This window comes from Rothia sp. 18CD1-1 (assembly GCF_055285355.1).
This window is the reverse complement of record NZ_JBUZLI010000008.1, coordinates 435,082-447,236: the sequence shown is the minus strand read 5'-3', so window position 1 is coordinate 447,236 and position 12,155 is coordinate 435,082. Positions and strand designations below refer to the sequence as shown.

At 59.9% G+C, this 12,155-nt stretch carries 10 protein-coding genes; 7 read left to right on the top strand and 3 right to left on the bottom strand.

Going from position 1 to position 12,155, the window contains the following annotated elements; translation table 11 throughout:
- The first annotated feature begins 18 nt into the window (after positions 1-18).
- From rsmD to mutM, 6 genes are all read left to right on the top strand, one after another.
- Positions 19-609 (top strand): 16S rRNA (guanine(966)-N(2))-methyltransferase RsmD, encoded by a 591-nt coding sequence (rsmD, locus tag ACS1BR_RS09075; RefSeq protein WP_463561628.1) that lies wholly within the window; start codon positions 19-21, stop codon positions 607-609.
- Between the two features lie 5 nt (positions 610-614).
- Positions 615-1,088, top strand: a complete 474-nt coding sequence (gene coaD, locus ACS1BR_RS09070) for a pantetheine-phosphate adenylyltransferase (protein WP_463561627.1) — start codon at positions 615-617, stop codon at positions 1,086-1,088.
- A gap of 185 nt (positions 1,089-1,273) precedes the next feature.
- The gene (locus ACS1BR_RS09065; RefSeq protein ID WP_463561626.1) at positions 1,274-1,756 is read left to right on the top strand and encodes a YceD family protein; all 483 of its coding nucleotides are present in this window, start codon (positions 1,274-1,276) and stop codon (positions 1,754-1,756) included.
- A gap of 32 nt (positions 1,757-1,788) precedes the next feature.
- Positions 1,789-1,992: a 50S ribosomal protein L32 gene (rpmF, locus tag ACS1BR_RS09060; RefSeq protein WP_463561625.1), complete on the top strand. Its 204-nt coding sequence runs from the start codon at positions 1,789-1,791 to the stop codon at positions 1,990-1,992.
- A gap of 5 nt (positions 1,993-1,997) precedes the next feature.
- Complete coding sequence (gene rnc, locus ACS1BR_RS09055; RefSeq protein ID WP_463561624.1) at positions 1,998-2,678, top strand: ribonuclease III; 681 nt, start codon at positions 1,998-2,000, stop codon at positions 2,676-2,678.
- A complete protein-coding gene (gene mutM / locus ACS1BR_RS09050; RefSeq protein ID WP_463561623.1) occupies positions 2,678-3,634 on the top strand; it encodes a bifunctional DNA-formamidopyrimidine glycosylase/DNA-(apurinic or apyrimidinic site) lyase in 957 nt (318 codons plus the stop codon). Before rnc ends, mutM begins: the two co-directional genes overlap by 1 nt.
- Positions 3,635-3,641: 7 nt before the next feature.
- Here the strand turns inward: mutM and ACS1BR_RS09045 are convergent, their stop codons facing one another.
- From ACS1BR_RS09045 to ACS1BR_RS09035, 3 genes are read right to left on the bottom strand one after another with little or no spacing between them, the layout of a single operon-like run.
- A complete protein-coding gene (locus ACS1BR_RS09045; RefSeq protein ID WP_463561622.1) occupies positions 3,642-4,712 on the bottom strand; it encodes an NAD-dependent epimerase/dehydratase family protein in 1,071 nt (356 codons plus the stop codon).
- Entirely contained in the window at positions 4,709-7,393 is a 2,685-nt protein-coding gene (locus ACS1BR_RS09040) for an alpha/beta fold hydrolase (RefSeq protein ID WP_463561621.1), read from the bottom strand. The genes ACS1BR_RS09045 and ACS1BR_RS09040 overlap by 4 nt, the downstream gene beginning before the upstream one ends.
- Before the next feature lie 44 nt (positions 7,394-7,437).
- A complete protein-coding gene (locus ACS1BR_RS09035) occupies positions 7,438-8,469 on the bottom strand; it encodes a 3-oxoacyl-ACP synthase III (RefSeq protein ID WP_463561620.1) in 1,032 nt (343 codons plus the stop codon).
- 194 nt (positions 8,470-8,663) lie between these two features.
- On the opposite strand from ACS1BR_RS09035, the gene smc reads away from it, so the two are divergent.
- On the top strand, positions 8,664-12,155 hold the full coding sequence (smc, locus tag ACS1BR_RS09030; RefSeq protein WP_463561619.1) for a chromosome segregation protein SMC: 3,492 nt from the start codon (positions 8,664-8,666) through the stop codon (positions 12,153-12,155).

The window sequence follows — 12,155 nt, the reverse complement described above, 5'->3', positions numbered from 1 at the left end:
AGAGGAGACGACAGGTCTATGAGCAGAATTATTGCCGGCGGGGCGGGCGGAATGCGCCTTGCCGGGGTGGCCGGCGATAGGACCCGTCCCACCACCGACCGTGTGAAAGAGGCGCTTTTTTCGCGTCTGGAATCATACGGGGTTCTTGAGGGTGCACGGGTATTGGACCTTTTTGCGGGGTCCGGTGCCCTGGGCTGTGAGGCGCTCAGCCGGGGTGCTGCCCGGGTCGACTTTGTTGAAATCTCCACCGGGGCGCAGAGGGTGATCGAGAAGAATCTGGGGACAGTCCTCACTGCCCTGCGCGGTAGCGGGAATATTACCGGCACCCTTTACCGGGGTGCTGCCCGTGCCTTTCTCGCCGGCTACGACGGTCACGGCTGGGACCTGGTTTTTGTTGATCCGCCCTACACCTGGAACAACGGACAGGTGCAGGGCATACTTGCCCCGCTGACCCGCCATCTGCACGAGGGTTCTGTGCTGGTGGTGGAACGTTCCTCCCGCACCCCGCAGCCCCGGTGGCCCGACGGTCTTGCGGAGTTCGCGCATAAAAAATACGGCGAAACCGTGCTCTACTATGCCGAACCTACCGGCGGTTCACTGTTACCCTAAAAATCATGCAGCTAGTAGTATGCCCCGGATCCTTTGACCCCATCCACAACGGGCACGTCGATATTATTACCCGTGCCGCCAAACTCTACGGGTCGGTGCTGGTGGCGGTAGCCCATAACTCGTCGAAGAAATACAGTTTTTCGCTCAAAGACCGGGTGGCCATGGCAGAAGAAACCTTTGAACTGCTTGACGGCGTGACGGTGGAGCTCATGCCCAACACCCTGGTGGCAGAATACGCCAGGGAAAAAGGCGCCAACATTATTGTGAAAGGGGTGCGTAATTCGCTTGACTGGCAGTATGAGTCGCAGATGGCGGCAATGAACCGGCACCTGACCGGCGTTGAAACAGCCTTCCTCACCAGCGACCCCAAATACTCGCAGCTTTCATCGACACTGGTTCGAGATGTCGCCCGCTATGGCGGTGCCCTCGGGCCCTTTGTGCCGCGACCCGTGCAGCGCAGGCTGGTTCCCTCCGGCTAATGAGGCGTTAAAATCACACCGACCGATCTTGAAGAAAAAATCCTCGGGTGGAATAGTTGAACAGAAGCCAAACCCGCGCATAGAGTTTAGGGTTGGCCATACTGTAGAGGGAGTTCGTTATTTCACGAAAAAATTCATCGCCCCTGACGATCCCGGTGAGGGATATACGTCACCGACCGGGTGCTATGGAGGTCCTCAAGAGAGCGGTGCCGGCGCCACAAGACTTTGGTAACGCTCTCATCGGAGCAGAAGAAGGTTCGGATATTGAGCTTAATCTCCGACTTGAATCCGTTGTAGATGGTATCCTTGTTAGCGGCACCGCAACCGTCGGCGTGAACGGCGAGTGCAGTATGTGTCTTGATCCGGTTGAAGAAACCGTGTCAGCAGATATTCAGGAGCTTTTCGTTTTTGACCCTGTAGGTGAAAGCGCAGAAGAAGACGAAGATGAGCAGTATACCGTTGAAGGCGATTCAATAGACCTTGAACCGGTTCTGCGGAACGCGGTTATTGTGAACCTGCCGTTCCAGCCCCTTTGTAAGGATTCTTGCCAGGGCCTGTGTTCCCAATGCGGAATCCGCCTGGAAGAAGACCCGGGGCACCACCACCAGGTGCTTGACCCGCGTTGGAGTGCCCTAGCGGGCATGTTCGATACGGACAAAGAAACTTAGAAAGTATTCATTTCGAGAGAAGAGAGATAGCTGTGGCTGTTCCCAAGCGGAAAATGTCCCGTGCTAACACCCGTGCGCGCCGTTCCCAGTGGAAGGCGTCTGTACCCCAGTTGGTAAAGACCGTAGAAAACGGTAGAGTAACCTACTCGCTGCCCCACCGGGCAAAGCTGGTGTCCGACTCTGCCGGTAACGCCCTGTTTTACGAGTACAAGGGCCGTAAGGTAGCTGACGCGTAGTTAGCATGAAAAATTCTGAATCATCAGATTTACTGAAACGTCTCGGGGTTGAAATTAACCCCGAGACGTTTCAGCTTGCGCTCACTCACAGCTCCTATTCGTTTGAGCACCCCGGCAGCCCCGATAATGAGCGTTTGGAGTTTTTGGGTGATTCGGTGCTTTCGCTGGCTATTGCTGAGGAGGCATACCGGCGTTTCCCAGACCTGCCCGAGGGCGAGCTGGTCAAGCGTCACCACGTGGTGGTGTCGTCCTGGGCGCTGGCTCGACTGGCCAGGAGTTTGGAGGTTGGCCCCCATATTCGTATGGGGAAGGGCGAGATGAAGACCGGCGGTGCCGATAAGGACAATATTTTGGCCGACACCATGGAAGCGATCTTTGGTGCCTGCTATCTTTCTGCCGGCCGTGAAGAAGCCCGCAAGCTGGTTTTGCGCCTTGTAGCCCCCATGCTTGATGACCGGGAAATACTTGAAGCCGGCCGCGACTGGAAGACCGACCTTCAGGTACTTGTTCAGGGGAGAAAACTCGGTGAGATTAGCTACAGTGTTCACGGTAGCGGCCCCGACCACGAGCGGACCTACCGGGCGGTAGCGACCGTGGGTGAAAAATCTTTCACCTCAGAGACCGCCACCACCAAGAAAGAAGCCGAGCGGATGGCTGCCCGCCGGGCTTTTCTGGACCTCTCCTAATGCCCGAGCTACCGGAAGTCGAGGTGGTGCGCCGTGGGCTCGCTGCGCGGATACTGGGGGCTGATATTGAGTCGGCTCGGGTGCTTGATTCTCGATCGATACGCCGCCATACCGCTGGCACAGAGGATTTTATTGAGCAGATCACCGGGGCCACCGTGATCGACGTTGCGCGGCGGGGAAAATATCTCTGGCTGCTGCTGGGAGACCGCAACGGTGAACCCGCCGACCTGACCGCGGTGATACACCTGGGAATGAGCGGGCAGGTTTTACTGAAAACCGCCGATTTCCCGCCCGAAAAGCACCTCAGAATTGTGATCGACCTGCGGCTTGCCGGCGGCCAAGAAATTCAACTGCGCTTTGTTGACCAGCGAATCTTTGGTGGTATCTATCTTGACAGCCCGGTTCAGGTGCGCGATCAGCGGGGTCTTCTGCTGGCTGCGGCGTCCCGGTCAGAACTGGGTCTGCCGCTTCTACCCCAAACTATCGCCCACATCGGTAGGGATCCCCTCGACCCGCACTTTTCTGCTGAAGATTTCCGCACCCGTATACTCTCCACCGGTTCGGCGATCAAACGGGTCCTCCTCAACCAGTCGGTCATCTCCGGGGTGGGAAACATTTACGCCGATGAAGCCCTGTGGCGGGCCCGGATCCACTACAATAAACCGGCCCGTAAAACTACCGCCTCCCAAACCCGCCAGCTGGTGACAGCCCTCACCGGTGTGCTTGGCGAGGCGCTGGCAGCCGGCGGGACAAGTTTTGACGCACTCTACGTCAACGTCAACGGTGAGTCAGGGTACTTTGATAGGTCACTGAACGTGTACGGACAGGAGGGCAAGCCCTGCCCCCGCTGTCTAGAGCTGGGGAGAAATTCTCTGATTGTCCGCGAGCCGTTTATGAACCGTAGCTCCTACCGATGCCCCCGGTGTCAGCCTGCACCGAGAAAAACCGGACGCTGAGCAACCCCTAGCGTCGGTAGCGTTGACCGTAGTAGTCTGTGAGCCTGCCGTAGCCCTCTTCAATCGACACTGCCGGTTCCCAATCGAGAAGCCTGCGGGTTGTTCGCTGGTCAAACCAGTGGGCGGTTGAAAGCTGTTCGGCAAGAAACCGGCTCATGGGGGGCTGATCATCGCTGCCGCACGCCTGCCACACCTTTTCAATCAGCCCTCCGGCCTGTCGGGCCAGGCCGGCCGGCAGGGTCTTGGCAGGCGGAGAAATCCCCACCGCAGTACACATACCGGCAATAAGCTCACCCACCCGCCGGGGCTGACCGTTGGTGACCACCAGCGGGATACCGTGGATAGTCTCCAGCCGTTGATAGGCAGAAACAATCGCATCGACAGCGTTATCAATATAGGTGGTATCGATAAGGGCCGTCCCCCGGTTGAGGAGGGGGAGCCTACCCCGTGCGCTGCGTTCGAGGACGCGCTCCACCAGCTGCCGATCACCGGGGCCCCACACGATATGCGGGCGGATAACACCCACAAGGAACCGGTGGGTGTCATACCCCAGAGCCAGGTTTTCGGCTATCGCCTTGGACCGGGCGTAGTTGCCGTGAGCCAGATCCGGGGTGGCGGGCCCGGCACCGGCACCCATAAACGACACCCCGGTGTGGGCAACAGAGGGGGAAGAAATAAAAAGGAACCGGGAGATACCGGCCTGTTGAGCCTGATCAAGCAGCAGCCGTGTCCCGTCCACATTGGTTGTCACAAATTCTTGCCAGCTTCCGGTAAACGATACCTTGGCGGCGAGATGGACCACACCGTCGGCATCCGAGAGAGCCCGCTGTAGCGCGGCAGAATCGGTGAGAGACCCGCGAACCTGCCCCGCTCTCTCCCGTACGGATAGGGGCAGAAGCCCTAGCAGCCCTGCATCCGAGCGCTGAAAAACGGTGACATCGTAGCCGGTGCGCAAAAGGTGGAGTGCAACCTCTCGGCCCAGCATACCCGAAGCGCCGGTCACCAGAACACGGTGGCCAAGCCGCGGAGCAAAAACAGACTCATCGAGAGGCCGCAGCGAAAAAATTTTCTGCATCATTTTCTCAGTTTTGCCTTCTTACCGCTAAGAATCTCGTGTGCCCATCGGGCAAGCAGAGGACGATCAATCTTAGAGTTATGACGAATATCGGTAGGCTGCTCACGCACCACCAGCACCGTAGCCACCTCAATACCGGTGTGCTGTTGAACGGCGGCGCGAACCCGCTCGGTCAACTGCGCTGAGGCGGGGCCGTCGGCCCTGGCCAGCGGATCGGTTTCCACCACGGCAACGGGTACCGCCGCGCCGTCGGGTCCCACCGCTACCAGCCCCGCACGGCGTACACCGGCTACCCGCTCAGCGGCCTGCTCAGCTTCAACCGGGGTGATCACACCCTGCGATGTTTTAAGTACATGAGCCAACCTTCCCTCAACCCAGAGACGGCCGGAGGCATCGAAATGCCCCACGTCGCCGGTCCGGTGCCAGCCGGGGTTGGCGGTGGAGATTCGCTCGGTCACCCATAGACCGTCGTAGCGGTCTTTAACGTGGGCTGCGGAAACCACAATCTCACCGGTCACACCGGGTTCCCCCGTGATATCGCGGCTGGGTAGCCCATCGCTATCGAGCGGTGCCACCCGCACGCGGGCACCGGACACCGGCCTACCCACGCAGACCCCTCCGCCGGCACCGAGCATCGCGGGCTCAGCGCGACCGTCCCTGAGGGCATCACAAATCTGGGTGAAAGAAATATCGGTGACCGGTAGCGCCTCGGTCATCCCGTAGGGGGTGTGAATAGACGCGTTGGGCACGGTGGCAGCTACCGCTTCAAGCAGGGGAACCGCCAGGGGGGCACCGGCGGAGAGCACCGTGTCCACCGCGGCAAGGGCAGTCTTCTGCTCCGAGGTGAGACCACCGGCGGTAGCAACGATATTCATCATGGCGGCAGGGGACGCGAAAACCGTGCTTGCCCCAATAGCGGCGGCAGCTGAAGCCAGGGCACCGGCTGTGAGGGTCTTGGGTTTGGTGACATCCATGGTGGGGGTCACCGAGGTGACCCCCAGTGCTGGGCCCAGCAGCGCGAAGGGGGCAAACCCGGCAACAAGACCGGTACCGGCTTGTAACCGGTAGGTATCCCTGATGGTATCGCGCATAGCGGCAAGCTGCCGCTGCGTATAGACCACACCCTTGGCCGGACCCGTGGAGCCCGAGGTGTAGAGCACGGCGGCTTCATCGTCGGGCCGGGGCGTGTAGGCGGTATTTTCACCGATATCGGTGAAATCGGCCATCGAGGCGGATACACCCAGCAGCTTGCGGGTTGTTGGATTGAGAGCCTCCAGGGCGATTGACTGCCCCGGCCAGCCCAGGGCGCGGGCACCGGCTAGGGCGGCGGTGACACCCACAATGTAGTTGGGGCGGGCCCCTTTGAGTGCACGGGTGAGTCCTGCCGTGCCGAGACCGGTATCGGCAACAACAATCACCGCACCGATCGTGAGGCAGGCATAGATGAGCGCGGTGAGCCTCCCACCGGGGGGAACCATCAGGTTGACCCTATCCCCGGGCTTGACCCCGCAGGCTGTGAGGCCGTTAGCCAGCCGGTTGACTTCCCGAGCCAGTTCCGCCCAGGTGCGGGAGGAAGCCACCCTGGTTTCATCACGACTATCCATATCGACTACCGCGGTTGAGCTGTCCTTTGCCCTCCGGGTAAGTTCGGTGGCCAAGGGCACAAAGTCCTTTGTCGAGTCGTCAGCGCGAACCCGCAGGTGTGCCTGTCTGCCGGTTTCCTGCTGTATAAAATGCTCGCGGAGCCAGTCAAAAATCGGGGTTGCGATATCTTCATCTTCGGCGACTAAGTGTGATGCGCCCTCGAACCGGTGCACGTCGGCCTGCGGTAGCCGGTGCTGCAGATCGGCCAGGTAGCGGCGCTGGAATACAGGGTCCTTGGTGCCCCACTGGATAAAGGCCGGAAGCTCAACCTCCCCGAGAGCATCAGCAATTTTTACCATGTCCGCAGAGGAGGAGGCAGCGGGGGAGGCCGGAATATCGGCAACAAAATTCCGAATACCCTGACGCAGACGAGCGCTGGAATAGGGGGCAGTATAGGTGCGGTAGACCTCGGGGGAGAGCCCCCCGTGCTGGGCCAGGTGCAGGGTGACATCGAGGAAAGCCCTGGTTCCCTGTGTTCCCCAGCCGTGTACGGCCGGGTTCAGAGCAAGCCGCAGTGCGGCGGGAATCTTTTCAACGCCGTTGTGGTAGACCGCGGTGTTGGTGAGTAAAATTGCTCGGGCAATCTGCCGGTGCTCCAGCAGCCAGCCCAGCGAAATTAGCCCTCCCCAGTCATGGGCGAGAGTGGCCACCGGCAGCTCGGTGGTATCGAGACCGATAGCGCGGGTGAAATCGCCCAGATCTTTCACGCGGTCGGCAAGCCGGCGGCTCTGCCCGGTACGTTCGGAGTAGCCCATATCAAGCTGGTCGACAGCGATCACCCGCCAGGGGTGATCCGGGCTGATACCGGCTTTCAGCACACTGCGCCACAGGTAAGACCAGGTGGGGTTACCGTGCACGGCAAGAACGGTACCTACCGGTGAAAGCCCAGCTTCTTTGAGCGAGTCGACGTTGTCAAGATAGTGCCAGTGCCGGATGGTACCGGCGTCTACCGGAGCAGACGACACCGCGTCAAGGGTTTTCGACCAGCGCGGGTCAACACCGGGCCAGGTTTCGGGTGAACGAGTCAAAAATGCAGACATGGCCGCTTACTTTCTTGGGAATCGGTGGCGAATACGTGTACCGGCTACCAGGTAATCTCCATGAGCGCGGTATTGAGCCCGGACCCCACACCCATACAAAGAATACGGTCCCCGGCACGATAGCCCGGTGCTTGATGAGCCAGGGTCATGGGGAGGGCAGCCGCGGCAACGTTGCCCCAGAAGGGGAAGGTCATAGGAATCTTTTTCTCGTCGATCCCCACGGCCTCAATGATTGCGTTGGTGTGGGCATTAGAGATCTGGTGAGTGACATAGGAATCCATGTGCTGCCAGTCCCAGCCCTGCTGGTGCGCCTCTTCCCACGCCTCCGCGACGAGCTCAAGCCCGTGCTTGAGCAGGCCGGCGGCATCGGTATTCATCCCCCGGTCTGCTTCACCCCCGATGCAGAGATGGCGGTGCTCGGTACCCGCACGGGAAACCGAGCCGGTGATGACGTGGCCGCTAGGGTGCAGATCGGTGCGACCTATCACCGCAGCCGCTGCCCCCGAACCCAGGGTGAGGGTGGCAAACTGCGCCAACACGTCGTCACGCGTCGTGTCGGGCTGATCGAGAATACGCAGCGCGGTACGGTGCCAGGGAGAGGGGTCTTCCCCGGCAACCACCAGGGCGTAGTCGATAGCTTTTGAGTCGATCATGGTGGCGGCGATCGTCATGGCGTTGACAAAGCCCAGGCAGGCATTGGTCACGTCGAATCCGAGGGTGTGCCGGGGCAGCCCCAGCCTGTCGTGGATATTCACCGCGACGGCCGGCTCAAAGTTGTCACGGGTGACCGAGGCGTTGATCATGAGCCCGATTTTTTCTTTGTCCACCCCCGCGGAAGAGAGCGCTTTTTCGGCGGCGGCCACCGCGCCGTCTTCAAAGGTCAGGGAGTTTCCCCAGCTGCGTCGCTCGGATATACCGGCGAGACGCTCAAGAAGTCCTCTCGGCATCCCCAACCGTTTGTAGGTGTCTGCAAGTTTTTCATCGAAGTATGATGAAGAGACCGTCTCGGGGGGAAGCTCATGCTCAATGGAGAGCAGGGAGACGTTCTTGTGGTGAATATTTGAGTTTGCGGTCAATGAAACACTTGCTTTCAATTACTCGTTATTTAGCAGGCTCGTTAAATTGTAGGTGTGTCCGCTGGGAGTTCGCTACATTTCCTCGCGGGTCATGGTCGCAGAAAAGGTCTGCGATAATGGGGTGGGATGGCCTCGATTCGGAATCATTGTGACCGCTAGCAAGACCCGGCAGGTGCTTGCAGAGAGGAAGGTAAGTGCACCTTAAATCGATAACTCTGCGCGGGTTCAAGTCTTTTGCTTCAACCACCGTATTCGAGTTTTCCCCCGGTATCAACGCTGTGGTTGGGCCAAACGGTTCGGGAAAATCTAACCTGGTTGACGCCCTCAGCTGGGTGATGGGCTTGCAGGGCACCAAATCACTTCGCGGCACAGCCATGAATGATTTCATCTTTGCCGGGGCACACTCCCGCTCAGCCCTGGGCCGGGCCAAAGTCACACTGGTGATCGATAATTCTGACGGGCAGTCCACCCTACCCTACCGTCAGATACACATATCACGCACCGTATTTCGCTCCGGCGGATCGGAGTACGAGCTCAACGGGTCCACCGTACGTTTAGCAGATATTCAGGATTTTTTAGCCGATGCCGGCCTGGGCGAAAACCAGCATACGGTGGTGGGACAGGGGCAGATCGACAGGGTGCTACACGCCACAGCGCACCAGCGCCGTGCCCTCATCGAAGAGGCCGCGGGGATCCTCAAGTATCGGCGGCGTATCGATCAAACCGAACGTAAACTGGAGTCTTTGAAGACCAACCTTGAACGTCTAGAAGATCTGGCTACGGAGCTAAGCGGGCAGCTAGAGCCCCTGGGCACCCAGGCAGAGACAGCTCGCAACGCCCGGGATATCCAGGCGCGGGTGCGCTCGCTGCGAGCAGACCTTTTTGCCCATGACGCGTATCTGCTCGACCGTGAACAGGCTGAACTTCAGGGGGAAGCCGACCTTCTGCGCGCCCGTGAGGTCGAGCTACACAAGCAGCGCGAGAGCGAGCAGCTCCGGGCACGGAACTTGCGGGAAAAGCAGGCGGAGCTGGACACGAAGATCTCACGTTTCCGGGAACGGGCGGAAACGCTGGGGAGGATCCTTGCCCGGCTGGAGGCCACCGTGGCCGTTGCCGCTGAGCGTATGCGCGCCGAGACGGGAGGTATTGCGTCCCGCGGTGAAGAACTTGAGCAAGCCCGTGCCCGGCTGATACGGGAGAAAGAGACAGCTCAGCTGTTCCAGAAGCGCCAGGATGCTGTGGCTAAGAGACTTGAGCGGGCTCGTTCTGCCCGGGAAGAAGACCGCGGTAAGCTTCAGCTGCTTGAACAGGAACACGAGGTGCGCACCCGGGAGCAAACCCATTACCGCCGGCACATTGCCGATCTGACCTCGGAGCTTGCAGCTGCCCGAGTCGGTTATGACCGCGCCCATGACGAGGTGGTTCGCCGTACCGGAGAAATGGTCGAAGCGCGGGACAGGGGTCAGGGGGGTGACCGGAAGAACGAGGAGATAGAGGCAACGCTTGCAAAGATGCAGGGTGAGGTCGACCGGCTGGAAAAAGCTGCCGCCCAGGCGCGGGTTGCCAGAAAAAGGTACGCCCAGGAACTAGCTCACCGGCAGAAAAAACTCGCTGAAACCGGGGTGAGGATTGAGGCCCTTCGCGCGCGTTTGCACACCCTACAGGAGTCATCTGCGGCACAGGAATCTGATACTGATCTTCTGGCAACCGAAAACCTGTATCAGGTACACGAGGCAATCACCGTTACACGGGGCTGGGAACGCGCGGTTTCTATAGCTCTGGAGGATCTTGCCGAGGCATGGGTGACACGGGAGGCTGACAACGGCTCCGGTGGTTTCTCAAGAGTTTTTCCTCCCCGGCAGGATGTCCCGGCTACAGCATTAGATCTGCCCGAGGGGCTATTTTGCGCCCGCCACGCGATTGAGGCAGAACCTGCCCTGGAGGGGGTACTTTCTCTGGCACTGGCCGAGACCGTTCTGGCACCAGCCGGTACCGTGCGCGCGGATTTGGGAAACCTTTTTGACCGCCATCGCGGGCTCCGGGTGATCTGCGCAGACGGTACGGTGTTCACCGGGTACGCAACCCTGCTACCCGCTCCCAAACAGCGCTGCCAGATTGAGGTCTCGGCTCTCATCCAACGGGCCGAGCAGGAGCTTGAGCATCTTGGTGAACATCACGAAGGTCAGCAGCTTGATCAGGACAGTGCCCGGACCCGTTTTGAGACGGCACGAGCACGGGAGAAAACCGTAGCGAAGTCGCTGGGGCGGGCGCGTGAACAGCTCGCCAGGGCCAGAGCAGAGCACGCTCGGCTGAGGACGCTGGGGGAATCAGCAGCCGCCGAGCGCGACCGACTGTCGCGCCGGCTTACGGCAGCCCAGAAAAAGGAGGAGGAAGCGGCTAGGGTGCTGGAGGAATCGACCGGGGCCCTCGACCGCGCGGTGAACGACAAACCGGCCCATGAGAGCACCGGTTTCACGGACCGGCTCGAACAGCAGCGGCAGCGTCTACACCGCGGGCAGCAAGAGTGCGCGGCCCTCGAAGCGCAGCTTGAGGAACTCGGTGCCCAAAACCAAGAATCCGGTGCCAGGGTAGCCGCAGCCAGAGAGGTCTTGAGGAGCATCGAAGAAAAACTGGAGACCGAAAAGGCGGAGCAGAAGAAACTCCGAGACCACAAAAAACGTGCCCGCTCGGTACACCGGCGTGCACTGACCCTGCACCGGAGACTCACCGAGGAACGTAAGGAATACGCCAAAAAAATTCGTGAACTGCAGCGGGCGCACCGGGACATCGAAGAACATATCGCCGCCGCTTCCGACGCACAAAAAAACCTGGCTCACCAGGTAGAGAAAACACGCTTGGCACTGGGCGAAAACAGCCTGGAGCAGACCAAACGCGAAACCAAATACGAAAACCTCGAGAGCAGGGTGACCGAAGTGCTGGGCGAAAACCTCCCCCACATGCTGGAGACCTTTATACGCCGCTACAGCCTCGCCCCCGGCGACCAGCCAGCAGAACTTGCCTTTGATCGCCAGAGCAGGGAAACAGAGCTGATGGACAGCCAGAAAAAACTTGCGGAACTGGGCGAGGTCAACCCGCTTGCCCTTGAAGAATTCAGCGCGCTCGAAGCACGCCACACCTACCTCCACGAACAGATCCAAGACCTCAAAAAATCACGCGCAGACATGCGCGCCCTCATCAAAGAACTCAACAAACACATTCGTCAAGAGTTCAGCGCCGCCTTTGAAGAAACCCGCACCCACTTTGAACGTATCTTTGCCAAGCTCTTCCCGCAGGGAGAGGGAACCCTGATACTCACCGACCCCGGCGACCCCCTGGACTCCGGCATCGACATTCAGGCCCGTCCCGCGGGTAAAAAAATCAGGAGACTCTCTCTCCTCTCAGGCGGCGAACGGGCACTGGCCTCCCTGGCACTGCTCACCGCGATCTTTGCCGCCCGCCCCGCACCCTTCTACGTGCTCGACGAAGCCGAAGCCGCACTAGATGACCGCAACCTGACAAGGGTGCTGGACACCTTCAAAGAACTGGGCGCACAAAGCCAGCTCATCATTATCACCCACAAACCGCGCACCGTAGACATAGCAGACACCCTCTTCTGCGTGGGGATGCAGGCCGGGGTAAGCACCGTTATCAGCCAAGACACCGAGGCTATCCGACAGATGCTCTAG

Coding starts and splice junctions, on each gene's coding strand:
- rsmD (WP_463561628.1), top strand. CDS start 19: ATGAGCAGAATTATTGCCGGCGGGGCGGGCGGAATGCGCCTTGCCGGG.
- coaD (WP_463561627.1), top strand. CDS start 615: ATGCAGCTAGTAGTATGCCCCGGATCCTTTGACCCCATCCACAACGGG.
- ACS1BR_RS09065 (WP_463561626.1), top strand. CDS start 1,274: ATGGAGGTCCTCAAGAGAGCGGTGCCGGCGCCACAAGACTTTGGTAAC.
- rnc (WP_463561624.1), top strand. CDS start 1,998: ATGAAAAATTCTGAATCATCAGATTTACTGAAACGTCTCGGGGTTGAA.
- mutM (WP_463561623.1), top strand. CDS start 2,678: ATGCCCGAGCTACCGGAAGTCGAGGTGGTGCGCCGTGGGCTCGCTGCG.
- ACS1BR_RS09045 (WP_463561622.1), bottom strand. CDS start 4,712: ATGATGCAGAAAATTTTTTCGCTGCGGCCTCTCGATGAGTCTGTTTTT.
- ACS1BR_RS09040 (WP_463561621.1), bottom strand. CDS start 7,393: ATGTCTGCATTTTTGACTCGTTCACCCGAAACCTGGCCCGGTGTTGAC.